This is a genomic window from Methylomonas rosea (assembly GCF_024505055.1).
Classification (GTDB): Bacteria; Pseudomonadota; Gammaproteobacteria; order Methylococcales; family Methylomonadaceae; genus Methylomonas; species Methylomonas rosea.
In genome coordinates this window covers 70,546-85,911 of record NZ_JANIBL010000009.1, presented here as the reverse complement: position 1 = coordinate 85,911, position 15,366 = coordinate 70,546, and the positions used below count along the sequence as shown (strand labels likewise).

Here is a 15,366-nt window from a genome sequence, read left to right as displayed (position 1 = left end):
AAGGGAATGAGGTCTAGTCGGGCAACATTATTTTGCCTTCCGCGAACAACACGGCTTGCCCACCGACCCTGATGGTCAAGTTCTCCAGGCCTTTGTTATCCATTTCCAATTGAATCAAGCTGCGGCGAGTGCTTTGCTCGCCGCGTTCGACCGCGAAAGTGTGGGTACCTTTTTGGGTGTGTTCGAAGGAACACAAGTAGCAACAAAACGCCGGCATCGCGCTGCCGACCGGCGGGTCGGCATGAATGCCGATATTAGGTCCGAGCAAGCGCGCATTGAAATCCGCTTCCGGGCTTGACGATTTCGGACAAAACAGCAAGATTTCCTGCGCCGCGGTTTGCGGGGCGGCCGATTGCGCCCAGGCCGCATAGTTAAAACGCGCCTTGCGTACCGATTCGACATTCCAAACCGGCACCACTAAATAAGGAAACCCGCAAGACACCAAGCGCGGCGAGTATTTTTTATGATCCAGCTCCGATAATTGCAAGCCTAAAAAACTGCAAATTTCATCGTCGCTGGGCGCGAAGCGGTCGACAATGGAATCGACGCTACGGCTAAATTGCACCAAACCTGGCTGGCCATCCTGACTGGACAGATTGACTTGGATAACGCCGATATTTTGTTCGAACTCAAGTTTGGTGAGCGGCTCGGTTAACCCCACATCGCCGGAGATAGCCAATACATAGGCTGCGGCAATAATCGGATGACCGGCAAAATTGATTTCGCCCAACGGGGAAAATATTCGCATCCGCCGGTGCTTGTCGCTATCGGCTTTGTGAAACAGAAATACCGTTTCCGACAGATTCAATTCCTTGGCAATCTTGGCCATTTTTTCGGCATTCAAGCCGTCAGCCTTCGGCAATACCGCTATCTGCGCACCGTTGAAAATCTGGTCGGTAAACACATCAGCGATGAAATATTGGTAGTTCACACGTTACTCCATTTCACAGACAGCCAAAGACGGCGATTTTTGTTGCACCGGCGGCGACGCCAACATGACGGCGACTCTGCCGTTTTCCAAGCGTACCGGATAGGCGGGCACACTAACACCGGCATCTTCAAAGCAAACACCGGTACGTAGACTGAAATGTTGCTTGTACATGGGCGAGGCGACCATTGGTTCGCCACCGATGTCGCCTATCATACCTCGCGACAGGACATTAGCCTCGCTAAACGGATCGAAGTTACCGATTGCATAGACTTCCTGCCGACGCTGCAAGTAAAAAATCGCGATTTGTTTGCCTTTTAGTAGGGCACACACGCCAGAATCGGCTTGCAAATCGTCGATGTCACACACCTCTATCCACGTATTCATTATGCCGCCTCCTCGATCAATTTGAAATGTTTACGTTCTTGCGCGTTGGCGGGCCTAACTTGACCGCGCTCCTCCACGAATACCACGTTGTCGTCGGCTTGGTCACTGTTGACGAAATGCCGGAAACGTTTCAGACGTTGCTCGTCCGCCAGCGTAGTTTTCCATTCGCACTGATAGGTATCGATAACATGCTGCATCTGCCCTTCCAATTGCGCGCCTATACCCAGCCGATCTTCTATGACTACCGATTTCAAATAGTCCAACCCGCCTTCCATGTTTTCCATCCATACCGAGGTGCGTTGCATACGATTGGCGGTACGGACATAAAAAATCAACACCCGGTCGATGTATTTGATTAGTGTCTCTTTATCCAGATTGGTAGCAAACAAATCGGCGTGACGCGGTTTCATGCCGCCGTTGCCGCACACATATAAATTCCAGCCGTTCTCGGTGGCAATTACGCCGATGTCCTTGCCTTGCGCTTCCGCGCATTCCCTGGTGCAGCCCGACACGCCGAATTTGATTTTATGCGGCGCCCGCAGGCCTTTGTAGCGGTTTTCCAACTCTATCGCCAAACCCACGCTGTCATCGACACCGAACCGGCACCAGGTACTGCCGACACAGGATTTCACCGTGCGCAAGGACTTGCCGTAAGCATGACCTGACTCGAAACCGGCGTCGATTAGCTCTTGCCAAATCGCCGGTAATTGCTCGACGCGGGCACCAAACAAGTCCACGCGCTGGCCGCCGGTGATTTTGGTGTAAAGCTGATACTTTTTGCCGACTTGACCTATTGCGATCAACATGTCCGGCGTAATTTCCCCGCCGGCAACCCGCGGCACCACGGAATAAGTCCCATCTTTTTGCATATTGGCCAGGAAGATGTCGTTGGTATCCTGCAAACCGATATGTTCTGTTTTCAGGATGTAGTCGTTCCAATGTGAAGCCAGGATAGAACCGACCGCCTGCTTGCACACTTCGCAGCCCAGGCCTTTGCCGTGTTTGTCCAGTAATTCGTCGAAGGTTTTGATTTCCTCGACCATCACCAGGTTGTACAAATCCTGGCGGGTATGTGGAAAATGCTCGCAAATATCGGTGCTGACTTCCACGCCCAGTTTGGTTAATTCGCAATCCAATACTGACTTCAACAAAGCCGAACAGCCGCCGCAACCGGTGCCGGCCTTGGTTTCCGCTTTCAGGCCGCCCAGCGTGGTGCAACCGGCTTCAATTGCGCCGCAAATCTGGCCCTTGCTGACATCGTAACAGGAGCAAATCTGCGCCGAGGCGGGTAAGGCATCCGGCCCCAGACCCACCGGTTCGCCCGCGAGTTGCGGCAAGATCAATGAATCCGGATGCTCCGGCAGTTCGATGCCGTTCAAACAATATTGCAACAACGTACTATAAGCGGACGCCTCGCCGACCAAAACCGCGCCCAACAGGCGTTTCTGGTCTTGACTGACCACCAGGCGTTTATAGATTTCGCTGGCACCGTTTTGATAGGTATACACCATGGCGCCTTGGGTCTTGGCATGCGCATCGCCGATGCTGGCTACATCGACACCCATCAGTTTAAGTTTGGTGCTCATGTCGGCACCGGTAAAACTGCCCGCTTCGCCGGCCAAATCGGCGACCACGGTACGCGCCATCGCATAGCCGGGCGCTACCAACCCGAAAATCTGCCCGTTCCACAATGCGCATTCGCCAATCGCGTATATATCCGCGTCGGAGGTGCGGCATTGATTGTCGATGACGATACCGCCGCGCGGACCCACTTCCAAACCGCAGCCACGCGCAATGTCATCGCGTGGTCTGATACCGGCAGAGAACAAAACGATGTCGGTTTCCAGCGTTTCGCCGTCGGCAAAATTCATTTTGTGCAGGCATTCCGCACCGTCGTCGATCAGCGTGGTGTTTTTGTTTAAATGGACTTTAACGTCCAGTGCTTCGATCTTGCGTTTCAGCATTGCCCCGCCGCCGTCGTCGAGTTGCACGGCCATTAATCTCGGCGCGAATTCGACCACATGCGTTTCCAGCCCTAAATCCTTTAACGCTTTGGCGGCTTCCAGGCCCAGCAAACCACCGCCGATGACCACACCGACTTTGGATTTCGCTGCCGCGGTTTTCATCGCTTCCAAATCTTCGATGGTCCGATACACCAGACACTGCGGTCTTTCATGCCCTGGCACCGGCGGTACGAAGGGATAAGAGCCGGTTGCCAATACCAGTTTGTCATAATCGACTATCACACCTTTTGCAGAGGTGACTTGCTTGCGCTCCCGGTCGATACTGGCCGCCTTGTCGCCTAAATAAATCTCGATGCCGTGCTCAGCGAAGAAACCGTCTTCCACCAAGGACAAATCGGCGGCCGTTTTCCCGGAAAAATATTCGGACAAATGCACCCTGTCGTAAGCGGCTCTGGGCTCTTCGCAGAATGTGACAATCCGATAGCGATCTTTCGCGTTGCTGGCGACCAATCCAGCCAGAAAATTCTGGCCTACCATACCGTTGCCGATAACAACCAGGGTTTGTTTCATATTCATCAGGGGCCTCTGTTTACTCAGAATTTATGCAAACGCGCTACCTGGCCTAGTGGCGGTAAGGCGATTCAAGGAGCTACTGCCTGGTCGCTACCGCCCTTTTTCACAGCCAAAAAAAAAGGCATCCTGTTTGAATGAATGACTCATTCAAGCAGGACGCCTTTGTCCAGGTTTAATACGGGGGCAAGTCTAACGACAAGACTTGATAAATCTATAACAAAATTGATGCCAACATTCAAAACCCTTTAAAAATGCCGGCTCCCGCAGCTAGGTAAGGTTTTTTTTGCAAAATTCGCACCCAAATAAGGCAAAGAAACCGGTCTCTTGCACCACTATGGCGCCATGCTGCCGCGAATTGACGGATTTGTCGCGACCGTATCGTTGGCACATAAGCTGCTTATATAAACCAAGGAACGACAACCACGGATCATCCATGTCTTTTACGCCTTTTAAATTACTCTCCATGCGCGGCAAGGCCAAAGTGCTGCACATGAGCTGGATCGCGTTTTTCATCAGCTTTGTTATTTGGTTCAATCATGCTTCTTTATTGGTACTGATCCAACAAGACCTGGGAATCAGCGAAACCCAAATCGAAATTCTGTTATTGCTGAACGTGGCGCTAACCATACCGGCCCGTGTCATCACCGGTATGCTGGTAGATAGATTCGGCGCAAAAATCAGCTATAGCGTGTTATTGGCGGTATGCAGCATCCCCTGCTTCATGTTCGCGATGGCGGAAAATTTTACCGAACTGGCCTGGTCGCGGTTTTTACTGGGCTTTATCGGTGCCGGCTTTGTGGTGGGTGTGCGCATCATCGGCGATTGGTTTCCGGCCAGCCAAGTCGGCACTGCGGAAGGTATTTACGCCGGCTGGGGCAATTTCGGTTCGGCGGTAGCGGCGATTTTCCTGCCGGGACTGGCATTTTATTTCGGCGCCGAACACGGTTGGCGCTCGGCGATTGCCTTGACCGGCGTCATCGCCTTGATCTATTCGGTGATTTATTATTTCAGCGTGGAAAACCTGCCGCCGGAAATTGCCGCGCTGAAAACCCGCCGGCCGATGGCGATGGAAGTCACCAGCATCCGCGATTTGTTTTTATACATGCTGAGTCTGGTGCCCTTGTACGCGACCATCTCCTTATTGGCCTGGAAACTGTCCACGCCGGCCACGCCGGTCCTAACCGACGGCTGGAATCTGACTATTCATGCAGTCGTCTGGCTGCTGTTCCTGATCCACGTCTTTCAATTGGTCAACAACAACGCCGACCGCCTCAGCCAACCCATCGCCAGCATCCATCATTATCAATACCGGCAAGTATTCATCCTGGCGATAGCCTATCTGGTTACCTTTGGCTCCAAACTGGCCGTTTTATCGATGCTGCCGATGTTTTTCTTTAAAACATTCAACGAAACCCAGGGCACCAGTATGTTGGATGCGGGGTTTTTAGCATCCAGTTTCGTGGTGACTAATGTCATCGCCCGGCCCGCCGGCGGCTGGCTTAGCGACAAGATTGGCCGCAAATTGTCCCTGTATTTATTCGTGGCCGGCCTGGCCGGCGGTTATTGTTTAATGGCAATGATTTGCGCGCAATGGACTATCCTCGCCACAGTGGCTGTCACTTTGCTTTGCTCGATATTCATGCAAGCAGCGGAAGGCGCGATATTCGCGTTCGTACCCCTGATCAAACGCGCCATCACCGGCGAAGTGGCCGGCATCGTCGGCGCTTACGGCAACGCCGGCGCCATCGTCTATTTGATTTTGCTGACCTTCGTCTCCACCGGGCAATTTTTCTTAATCCTGGGCCTATCCTGTTTCCTGTTGTTGGGTTTGATTTACTATCTGGAAGAACCCAAAAACTACATCACCGAAATCATGCCTGACGGCTCCTTGCTGAAAATCGCCCTGGATTGAACATGGCAGCGCTTAACGTCTTGGTCGTCGATGAATTCGACAGCGAACCCTTGCTGGAAACCAGCTTGCGCCAACACGGCTGCGAGGTGGTAACGCTAAAACTTAAAGAACTGGACATGATGCAAATTGTCCGGACCCTAAACCCCGACGTGGTGGTCTTGAATCTGTATGCGCCTAACGAAGCCGTGTTGCGGACCATCGTCGATATCAACCAAAACTGCTCACTGCCGGTCGTTATCTTCGCCGAGGATCAGCAAACCGAGACTATCAACAAGGTCATCAAAGCCGGGGTCAGTGCCTATATAGTTGATGGCCTGGATCCGAAACGCATCAAGTCCATCATCGATATCGCGATCGCGCGTTTCAAGGAACAACAAGCCTTAAAAGAGGAATTGAAAAAAACCAAGACTCAATTAGAAGACCGCAAGCTAATGGATCGCGCCAAGGCGATTTTGATCAAATCCCAAGGCTACACGGAAGACCAGGCTTATCACGCCTTACGCAAACTGGCGATGGACCGCAACATCGCCATCGGCGAAATGGCCAAGAACGTGATATCGATGGCGGAGTTGTTTAACAAATGATAGCTATTTACCCGGTCTTGCTTTGCGCTACGCGCTCTGATGCTCGGCCATCTTGCAACAGCCTTCAACTCGCCACGGCGGGGCCTCGCAAGGAACGCAGGTAATCCAAAACCCGCGCCTGCCGCCAACGCTCATCGACAGCACAGTCAGCGTTCCGGGCGCGTTGACAAGCAAGGATCGCTTCGTCGCGGCCTTTAGCTGTCCACGGTCTTAGATCGGCTGGTGTGTCGGCCAGCAGCGCGGCAGTCTCTTTGTCCGGCAGCACCGGGCCGTCACGCAGCCAGGCTTCTGCCTGCTGAAAGTTGTCGCGGCACATCAGCGCAATCATATAGTCACAGGCCGATTGCAGTCCGGAGCGCAACCGGCCGGGGCTGACCGATACCATGGGTAGCAGCGGCGCCAGTGAGGGCAACAGGTGATTGGGATAGATGGTCGCACCCCAATACGATTCGGCAGTCCGGCGGAAATGAGCCAAGTCACGCACGGCGACTAAACCGCTGGCCGCAAGCGGCAGAATTTCGACCGCTGGTTTATTCACGTCGACGGTATCGTTGGCGACGTCGACATATAAGCCACCGAATTGCAGCGCGTTCTGGAAATATTGTTCGCGCAACACGCCCCATACAGAGCGCACGATGCCGCCTTGGGACATGAAGTCGAGCAGCACCTGTTCGATCGGCATCTCCGGTTGGCGTAAGCGGGTCGCGAGCAGAGCGTAAATCTCGCGGGTGATCTCCTCGCAGCGACCATAGGGATAAGGCTTGCCTGCGGCAGCCGGAAGTTGCGGCGCCAACAGCGCATCGACCTTAACTCGCAGACCCAGAAAATAAGACTGCAATGCCGCGATCCGTTCAGCCAGATAGGCGTCGGTCAATGCACTCTGTTGGGCGTCAACCGGTGCGATTTGTTGGGGAAGTAAGGGAATCATGGCGGAACGGGATTGTCGCCGCGAATGCCAATCCTTGCAAATTACTTAGAACAACTCAATCTCGGTCGAATGCCGATCAGGTTTTGAATGTTCGACTTGCGGCTGATTTTCCGTTTCCGACAGTAATAATTTCAAGGCTGCAATTCGCTGTTTGAAACGCGTTAAACCGTCGCGCTCTTCCCGGTCGTGATGTAATCTCAAGAACGCGTGCAAGTAATTGCCGACATTTTTTGTATCCACGGCAATTTTTGCCATCATTTGGGTAACGATATCCTCAAACTGCATCGCCATTACCCCTTCCTGAGCCAGTCTCTGGATTTCATCGGTTGCCAGTGTGATGCTACTTGAATGACCATTAGCCTTGGATGTCATTTGGATCAATTCCTGACCTAGGCTGCCCAGGTTTTCGCGTGAACGTTCCGCCAGGCTTAGATCAGTCTGCGCCGCTTGCGATACCTGCTGATCCACTTCTTGCAACGATTGGATTATGTCATCGAGTGTGGCGCGGATTTCATCACTGAATTGACGAGTCTGGGCAGCAAGTTTTCTGACTTCATCGGCGACAATACCAAAACCGCGTCCGGCACGACTGGCTCGCGCCGCCTCAATTGCCGCATTCAGTGCCAGTGTGTCGGTTTGCCTGGTCAGCTTGGTTACGCCGTCAAGCGAATCTTCGATGCGTAAAAACTTGCTCTGCATCTGATTAAAACTCACCGCTATGCCGACACTGGACTCACTGACTTCTTGTATTTTTTTTACGAATTCATCAATCAGCGCATGCGTTTCGTCGAAAAATTTATGTAAACCAGCCTGCTGCCGTTGTTGCTCATCATCGGCGCCGGTCATTTGTAATATTTCATCGACCAGGGCAGTCAGCACCTTACGTTGATTGGTAGATTGCCTTTCCAGCCCCGTCAAGCTATTGGATAGTTTATGCGCCGAACTTTGGATAGTATCGCGGGCCAACGCCAGGTCTTGTTCCAAAATACTGAATCGATTTTCGGCATAGTCCATGGCGCGATGTGACAGGAATTGGTACTCCGTCATCACCGACTCAAGCTCGTCCACCCGCGCCTGTTGCCGGTCTTGCCAATGTTTACGGCCCCGATAGGAAAAAACTAACGAGCCCGTTAATAAGGCAGCGGATAGCAAGCTAAAGTCAACCGGTGTCTGTTGAGCTTGCCGACTAAAAATCCAGCAAACGATATTTAAGGCAATAGCCAGGCACACCAGATAAGTATCTATGCGTTTCATATAGGCATGACCGAGTTTTGGACCGGACCGGCTGAGGTATCTGCCACGACCCGATTACGGCCTTGATGCTTGGCAAGGTATAGCGCCTTGTCGACGCGATCAAGAAATTCGCTTTCGTGTTCGCTAATTGAAAACTGTCCAACACCTATGCTGATAGTGATTTTGATCCGCTCGATGAAGGAAAAGTCTTCTATCGAGGTTCGCAAGCGGTTTGCAAACTCAAGGGCATCCTCAACCGGTGTATGCGGCAGCAAAATTGCAAATTCTTCGCCGCCCCAACGGATGGCATCGTCGCTGCATCTGACCAAGCTCATAATTTTTAAGCTAATGGCTTTCAAGATTTCATCACCAATCAAGTGGCCGTGCTCGTCGTTGATTAATTTGAAAAAATCGATGTCCAGTAATAGCAAGGAAAATGGCGGAGCGTCGTAGCGGCGCATCCGCCCAATTTCATCGATCAGCCTTTTATCCAGCATCCGCCTATTGCCGAGTCCCGTGAGGGGATCGGTCAACGAGGATTTTTCAAAGCCTTTGGCCTTGGCGTCCAGAATAGCCACAAGCTCTTTAAGCTCGCCGGCGTGATGTTTGATTAAATCTATCCAAGTGCCGTAGGCAAAACCCACCAGTTCGCTCTGCGTGACCACGCCCACCAACTGGTTTTCTTCATTCACCACGATGGACCGTTTGATGTGAAAGGTTTTTAACTGAGCGAGCGCGTCTTGAATGGTTGAGCTGACCTTGGTGGTAATGACCGGACTGTTCATATAATCCCTGAGAGGCCTGTCGGTAGTATCAGCGGAGGAAATAAGTTTAAAAATATCCTTGGTGGTAATGATGCCTACCGGTATTTTGGATTCGACAACAATAATAGAATCTTCCATTTTCTGGAGATGGCTCAGCACATCTTCCAAAATCCAGTCCGCAGTGAAGGTTACGGGCTCTACTCTGGTCACCAAGTCGCCGATGGTTTTTTTTTGCACCAGTACGGTGGGATCGACCGCCGATAGAATGTCGGTATCCGTTAATATCCCGACAAGACTCTCTTTGGCGTCGACGACACCTAAATACCGATCGCCGCTGGTCTCAAGGATTTCGAATGCGGTCAGAACTCGTTCATTTTCGAAAACGCAGGTAATCTTGCGTAATGCCAATTCAGCTAAGGTAGCCTCACTGCTGCCGCCACCATGCAAATGCTTCAGCAAATCTTCAACGGAAAATACAAAATATTCCTCGCCAATCTCAAGTACTACACTGCTGACATTATTGTGATCTATCAGCTGCGAAACCGAACGAATAGTCATATTTAACGTCGCTCGCAAAAGCTGTTTTTGCGCTATCGACCCCACAGTTGGAAAAATTGTAAATTCAGTCACGAGCGTCTCAAATTTGGCTATGCCTTGCGGTTGATTCTTGCCGAAAAGTAATTTTATTGCCTGGCAAGTGGTGTTAAGCCGGGGATTTTTGGCGTTTCTCGCGCTTATTAATTTGTTGGGTATTCAATATTTTCAGCGGGGGTATAGTGGCTGAATCAATAAGCCCTTGGCGGGTATTTGACTTGAATGTATCGTGCAATCTCAGTAGATCGGTAACCGATTTGGCATCGGTTTTACGCATTAAATTCGCGCGATGCACTTTTACGGTCTTTACGGAAATATCCAGTTTTTCGGATATTTCCTTATTGGTATGGCCCAACACAACCAACTCGCAAGTTTCAATTTCGCGTTTCGTCAGGTTACGGAATTGATTGTTGATAGTGACAGCGAATTCATATTCGAAAAAAGCCAGTTCAAGGCATTTGCGTATCTGTTCCAGACTAAAGGGCTTTTCAATAAAATCAAACAATCCGGTTTTTATCGAACGCAAGGTTGTCGATAGATCACTTGATCGGGTGATACAAATCCGGGGATATTCCAGTAATAAACCAAACTCGGAACCGGACGGCGATATTTCGACCACTTCGGGGTCGAACACCATCACAAAGGCAATTTTTTTGCTGGTTAAACTCGCTTTGTTGTCGACTAGCCATCGAGACAATTCATCACGACTAGCCACGTGATCTACATTCGCTTGCAGACTATCTCTGACCCGATTGATACCTTTAAAGGATGAGACTTCGCGGTCAGCAACCAAGATTAATCTATCGAGTTCCAAAACCTTTAGTGCCATAGTCTGTAAAAATTAATGCAAATTCGTACTCGAAAACGTGTCAAGTGTACGTAAGTCTTAAAGTTTGTCTATTGGGCTAAGGTCTTAGATACCTCTTCCGCTTCCGCTCTATTGCGGCTATTTTCAGGGTTCAAAGGAGCAAGGCATCTTTAGAACCCGCAAATATCAAGCAAACCGAATATTTGCCGCCACCCACGTTTGCGGGCGATACTTATCGATGCTTACCCCCAAAACTAGCGATATGAAAATCCAGACACCCTCATTGGCAGAGATCGAAACCGCAACGCTGAATCATTACAACCAAAATGCCGAATCGTATTGGCAGGGCACCAAGGATCACGACGTCACACAGAACTACACGGCCTTCTTGGACGCGTTGCCGCAAGAGCACGTGTTGGATATTTTAGATTTGGGCTGCGGTCCCGGCAGAGACGTGTTTTATTTCAAGTCTTTGGGCCACAGACCGGTCGGGCTTGACGGCAGCGAGGTATTTTGCCGGATGGCGCGCGCCCACAGCGGCTGCCGGATATTACAGCAAAGCCTACTAAGCCTGGATCTGCCGCCACAGGGCTTTGATGGCATCTTCGCCAATGCATCTTTATTTCATGTACCGAGCCGCGAATTACCGAGAGTACTTAACGATCTTTACACGGCACTAAGACCGGCAGGAGTTTTGTTTATCTCAAATCCGCGCGGTAATGGCGAAGGCTGGTCCGGGCAACGCTACGGCCATTTCATGGAAATCGACAGCAGCCGGGAGTTTTTAGTGAACGCGCAATTCGAAATATTGGACCATTATTACCGACCGCCGGGCAAACCGAGGCACGAGCAGCCCTGGTTGGCGATTACGGCAAGAAAACGGAATGAAAGCTGCTAGCCAGTAAGCACTGCGCTAATCCGCGACATCAGTCCAAAATGCTGGGCAATCCCGGGGTATTTCCCTAACTCTGGTATTATGGCTTGCCAAGCGCGCGCTATTTCGCCGCATATCCTTGATATTAGAGTCTTTGTGAATACACCTGAATTTTCGTCCCTGCCGTTAAAACCCGCCCTACTGGAAAACATCGAATCGCTGGGTTACACCCACCTGACGCCCATCCAGGCCGAAAGCCTGCCGCATATACTGGAAGGCAAGGATGTGATCGCCCAAGCCAAGACCGGCAGCGGCAAGACCGCGGCGTTTGGCATCGGTTTGTTGTCGCGGCTGGATTTGAGCAGCTTTAAAGTGCAAGCCATGGTGATTTGCCCTACCCGTGAACTGGCCGATCAGGTGTGTAAGGAAATCCGCCAGTTGGCGCGGTTTACCCAAAACATTAAGGTTTTGCCCTTGTGCGGCGGCACCCCCTTTGCGCCGCAGCGCAGTTCGCTGGAACATGGTGTGCATGTGGTGGTGGGGACGCCGGGCCGTTTGCAGGAGCATCTGCAAAAAGCCAGCTTGCGCCTGGATCATTTAAAAGTGTTGGTGCTGGACGAAGCTGACCGCATGCTGGACATGGGCTTTGCCGATATCATCTCCGACGTGATTTCCTATGCGCCGACACACCGGCAAACGCTACTGTTCTCCGCAACTTACGCCGAGCCGATTCGAGCCTTAAGCCAGAAATTTCAATTCAAACCAGTGTCGGTCAGCGTCGAAACCAGCCATCACGATAACCCTATCGAACAGCGTTTTCATCAAGTAGACAAAGCCAAGCGTTTGAACGCGCTAGGTTATTTGCTGGCCTATCATCGCCCGGAATCAACGGTGGTGTTTTGCAATACCAAGCGCGAATGCCAGGACGTGGCGGACACGCTGAGCAATTGCGGTTTTTCCGTGCAAGCCCTGCACGGCGATTTGGAGCAAAAGGATAGAGATCAGGTATTGGTGCGCTTTGCCAATAAAAGTTGTTCGATTCTGGTCGCCACCGATGTCGCCGCGCGCGGCCTGGACATCAAGGACATGCAGGCGGTGATCAATTACGAATTACCTTGGGACCCGGAAGTGTATGTGCACAGAATAGGCCGTACCGGCCGGGCCGGTGCGAAAGGCCTGGCGCTGAGTTTGGTCAGCGAAGCAGAGTTGAACCGGGTCAAAGCCATTGAAGAATATCTTGCCGGTTCCGTAAAGTGGGACGACATCGCGCCATTCAAACTCAGCAGCGAACACCGCTTCGAGCCGCCCATGGTCACACTGTGGATAGACGGCGGCCGCAAGGACAAAATGCGACCGGGCGATATTTTGGGAGCATTGACCGGTGCTAACGGCATAACCGGCGACGAAGTGGGTAAGATCGACATCTTCGATAAACACGCTTATGTTGCGGTGAAACGCGGCAGCGCCGATAAAGCCCTGACCTGCTTGCGGGCCGGCAAAATCAAAGGCCGCAATTTCAACGTGCGCAAATCGCAATGGAATTAGCCTGAGGCCAGGCTGATTTTTGAAGCGTTGATTGAAAGCATCCCTGGATGCCTGCCTTCACGGGGAAGGTAGCCACAATCGGCTCAGCGGCGCCTTGCGCCGCATTTGCTAGGGCCTATCTATTTGCAACCCGGCAAATAAAATAGTGCGCGGATAGTCGAATCGCCAAAGCCTGCTATACCTATGCCAGCCCTTATCCCCTACTCTAATAAAAAACTCAGCCCGTGGCGCCTAAAACTCATATCAGTTACCTGGACACTATTCGTGGTCTGGCGGCCTTGACCGTTATCAGCGAACATTTTGTTATCGCCTACGGCCTGCCCTGCGAAACGCCGCTCTGTCAGCAATTGCTGGATTTCTCACCGCTACACATTTGGTGGGACGGCTCGGCGGCGGTTTCTATGTTTTTCGTACTTAGCGGCGTGGTGCTGTCTTTGCGCTATTTTCGCGCGGGACATATACCGGATCTTAGCGAATTTCATTTGGCCCGCTTCCTGATCAATCGGATGTTCCGGATCTGGCTGCCGTATTTACTGGTTTTGCTGATCAGCACCGGCCTATTCGTGAACACCTTCGACAGTGAGATACTCAGGACCAGCCTGCCTGCCACTGATTGGATAACCGGCATGTGGCATAAATTTCCACTTACCCCTTCCGATATGCTGCGCGAAAGCTTTTTATTGAAATTGCCCGCCTTGATCGTGCTGCTGCCGCAAGCGTGGACTTTAAGTATCGAACTGGTGCTGTCTTTGCTACTGCCAGTGGGCCTATTACTGGCCGGACGCGGCACTTCTTGGCTGGTATTTTTCGGTTTGCTGGCAACCAGTTTGTTAGGCGTGTCGATTTTTTTGCTGCATTTTCTATTGGGCATGACCATTGCCAGACACTATACCGACCTAACCCATTATTTATCAGGTCGGCGCTGGCAACGCCGTTTGCTGTTACTAACGGGCTTAGCATTTTATACCTGCGCCACATTTGTACCGTCCGAGATATTTGGCGATAAAGCCATTTGGCTGGGTTCCGGTCTGGGCGCCGGCTTGATTTTGATGTTCGTATTAGGTTCTAAAGATGCACAAAGGTTGCTGTCGCAGCCGGTGCTAAGGCAAATCGGCAAAGTGTCTTACAGCGCTTATCTCAGCCACATGGCTATCCTGATTTGTCTGACGCCGCTTGTCTTAAAATTTCTGGAAGGATTTACCGGAAACCGGTTGGCGCTTTGGTTTGGCGGCTGGCTTATTACAATCGCTTGCGTACAAGGCGTTTCCTTGTTGTTCTATCACTGGTTGGAAATACCCAGCATGCGCTTGGGGCGGCGCGTGACCGATGCAATAGCCGCCATCGGCAAGCCAACGTTATAATCCCAACCAGTCACTCCATTTCCTAGCCACTTCATCATGCGCCTTGTTACCCTTTCAACACTATTATTAAGCGTTGCCGCTTTCAGCGTTAGCTTCGAGGTTACGGCCGGCTCAACTGCTCACGACTGGGCAAAGATCACCACACCGTCCCAAGAATCCAGCCAAAGCATCGGCACCTACACCAGCGGCTGTATCAGCGGCGCGGCTACCTTGCCGCTGGACGGCCAGGGCTATCAAGTCATGCGCTTGTCTCGGCACCGCTATTACGGGCACCCTAATTTAATCGACTTTATTCAGCACCTAGGCCAATTTAGTGCTGAACAAAAACTAGGTTCGTTGTTGATTGGCGACTTGGGCCAGCCGCGCGGTGGCCCGACCTTAAGCGGACATCGCAGCCATCAGTCCGGCCTGGATGTGGATATTTGGTTTTTACTGTCGGAACAAGCCAGTAGTCGGCAACTAACGGCTAACGAACGCGAAACCTGGAGCGCGCCGTCTGTCGTGGACATGCAAAACGACATTATCGATTACCGGCATTGGTCGCAGGATCTGGCAAAGGTATTGGAAGCAGCCGCACGCCAACCGGAGGTTGACCGGATTTTCGTCAATGCCAGTATTAAACAAGAGCTATGCAAAAACAAAAGCGCCGGCGCCAGTGAATGGTTGCGCAAGATTCGCCCATGGTGGAAACACGACGATCATTTTCATGTGCGCTTGAAATGCCCGCCGCATAACCCGCATTGCGACTCGCAAGACCCATTGCCTGCTGGAGACGGTTGCGACGCCAGCCTGGCTTGGTGGTTTTCCGCGGAAGCTAAAGCACCGTCAAAAAACGTACCGCTGCCGCCACCGCCGTTACCGGCATTATGCGAACAGCTATTGCGCCGACCCTAAATTTACAAGGGTGAACC

13 protein-coding genes are annotated in these 15,366 nt (G+C 51.7%); 6 read left to right on the top strand and 7 right to left on the bottom strand.

The features are described from left to right. Positions 1-13: 13 nt before the first annotated feature. From NP589_RS04600 to nirB, 3 genes are read right to left on the bottom strand one after another with little or no spacing between them, the layout of a single operon-like run. Positions 14-931 (bottom strand): PhzF family phenazine biosynthesis protein, encoded by a 918-nt coding sequence (locus NP589_RS04600; protein ID WP_256605931.1) that lies wholly within the window; start codon positions 929-931, stop codon positions 14-16. A 3-nt stretch (positions 932-934) separates the two neighbouring features. Beyond that, on the bottom strand, positions 935-1,315 hold the full coding sequence (gene nirD / locus NP589_RS04595; protein WP_256605930.1) for a nitrite reductase small subunit NirD: 381 nt from the start codon (positions 1,313-1,315) through the stop codon (positions 935-937). Beyond that, the gene (gene nirB / locus NP589_RS04590) at positions 1,315-3,855 is read right to left on the bottom strand and encodes a nitrite reductase large subunit NirB (RefSeq protein WP_256605929.1); all 2,541 of its coding nucleotides are present in this window, start codon (positions 3,853-3,855) and stop codon (positions 1,315-1,317) included. Before nirB ends, nirD begins: the two co-directional genes overlap by 1 nt. Positions 3,856-4,285: 430 nt before the next feature. On the opposite strand from nirB, the gene NP589_RS04585 reads away from it, so the two are divergent. Together NP589_RS04585 and NP589_RS04580 are read left to right on the top strand one after the other, a co-directional pair. Further along, entirely contained in the window at positions 4,286-5,764 is a 1,479-nt protein-coding gene (locus tag NP589_RS04585) for an MFS transporter (protein WP_256605928.1), read from the top strand. Positions 5,765-5,766: 2 nt separating this feature from the next. Further along, positions 5,767-6,348 carry an ANTAR domain-containing response regulator gene (locus NP589_RS04580; RefSeq protein WP_256605927.1) on the top strand — a complete coding sequence of 194 codons (582 nt, stop codon included), beginning with the start codon at positions 5,767-5,769 and terminating at the stop codon, positions 6,346-6,348. 64 nt (positions 6,349-6,412) lie between these two features. Here NP589_RS04580 and NP589_RS04575 read toward each other — a convergent pair whose 3' ends face one another. The 4 genes from NP589_RS04575 to NP589_RS04560 all read right to left on the bottom strand — a co-directional run bounded on the left by NP589_RS04575 (position 6,413) and on the right by NP589_RS04560 (position 10,696). After that, entirely contained in the window at positions 6,413-7,276 is an 864-nt protein-coding gene (locus tag NP589_RS04575; protein WP_256605926.1) for a hypothetical protein, read from the bottom strand. A gap of 45 nt (positions 7,277-7,321) precedes the next feature. Beyond that, positions 7,322-8,530 (bottom strand): methyl-accepting chemotaxis protein, encoded by a 1,209-nt coding sequence (locus NP589_RS04570; RefSeq protein WP_256605925.1) that lies wholly within the window; start codon positions 8,528-8,530, stop codon positions 7,322-7,324. Then, positions 8,527-9,903, bottom strand: coding sequence for a diguanylate cyclase (locus NP589_RS04565; protein ID WP_256605924.1), 1,377 nt, complete (start codon positions 9,901-9,903; stop codon positions 8,527-8,529). The genes NP589_RS04570 and NP589_RS04565 overlap by 4 nt, the downstream gene beginning before the upstream one ends. Before the next feature lie 73 nt (positions 9,904-9,976). Next, the gene (locus NP589_RS04560; RefSeq protein WP_256605923.1) at positions 9,977-10,696 is read right to left on the bottom strand and encodes a response regulator transcription factor; all 720 of its coding nucleotides are present in this window, start codon (positions 10,694-10,696) and stop codon (positions 9,977-9,979) included. A gap of 217 nt (positions 10,697-10,913) precedes the next feature. Between NP589_RS04560 and NP589_RS04555 the strand changes: the two genes are divergently transcribed. From NP589_RS04555 to mepA, 4 genes are all read left to right on the top strand, one after another. Continuing rightward, on the top strand, positions 10,914-11,573 hold the full coding sequence (locus NP589_RS04555) for a class I SAM-dependent DNA methyltransferase (protein ID WP_256605922.1): 660 nt from the start codon (positions 10,914-10,916) through the stop codon (positions 11,571-11,573). A gap of 132 nt (positions 11,574-11,705) precedes the next feature. Continuing rightward, positions 11,706-13,094 (top strand): ATP-dependent RNA helicase DbpA, encoded by a 1,389-nt coding sequence (gene dbpA, locus NP589_RS04550; RefSeq protein WP_256605921.1) that lies wholly within the window; start codon positions 11,706-11,708, stop codon positions 13,092-13,094. A gap of 224 nt (positions 13,095-13,318) precedes the next feature. Next, the gene (locus NP589_RS04545; protein WP_256605920.1) at positions 13,319-14,455 is read left to right on the top strand and encodes an acyltransferase family protein; all 1,137 of its coding nucleotides are present in this window, start codon (positions 13,319-13,321) and stop codon (positions 14,453-14,455) included. Positions 14,456-14,491: 36 nt separating this feature from the next. After that, positions 14,492-15,349 (top strand): penicillin-insensitive murein endopeptidase, encoded by an 858-nt coding sequence (gene mepA, locus NP589_RS04540; protein WP_256605919.1) that lies wholly within the window; start codon positions 14,492-14,494, stop codon positions 15,347-15,349. Positions 15,350-15,366: the final 17 nt, after the last annotated feature.

Bases quoted from the DNA above. Each gene is read 5' to 3' on its own strand.
- nirD (WP_256605930.1), bottom strand. From the start codon at position 1,315: ATGAATACGTGGATAGAGGTGTGTGACATCGACGATTTGCAAGCCGAT.
- nirB (WP_256605929.1), bottom strand. From the start codon at position 3,855: ATGAATATGAAACAAACCCTGGTTGTTATCGGCAACGGTATGGTAGGC.
- NP589_RS04585 (WP_256605928.1), top strand. From the start codon at position 4,286: ATGTCTTTTACGCCTTTTAAATTACTCTCCATGCGCGGCAAGGCCAAA.
- NP589_RS04580 (WP_256605927.1), top strand. From the start codon at position 5,767: ATGGCAGCGCTTAACGTCTTGGTCGTCGATGAATTCGACAGCGAACCC.
- NP589_RS04575 (WP_256605926.1), bottom strand. From the start codon at position 7,276: ATGATTCCCTTACTTCCCCAACAAATCGCACCGGTTGACGCCCAACAG.
- NP589_RS04570 (WP_256605925.1), bottom strand. From the start codon at position 8,530: ATGAAACGCATAGATACTTATCTGGTGTGCCTGGCTATTGCCTTAAAT.
- NP589_RS04560 (WP_256605923.1), bottom strand. From the start codon at position 10,696: ATGGCACTAAAGGTTTTGGAACTCGATAGATTAATCTTGGTTGCTGAC.
- NP589_RS04555 (WP_256605922.1), top strand. From the start codon at position 10,914: ATGCTTACCCCCAAAACTAGCGATATGAAAATCCAGACACCCTCATTG.
- mepA (WP_256605919.1), top strand. From the start codon at position 14,492: ATGCGCCTTGTTACCCTTTCAACACTATTATTAAGCGTTGCCGCTTTC.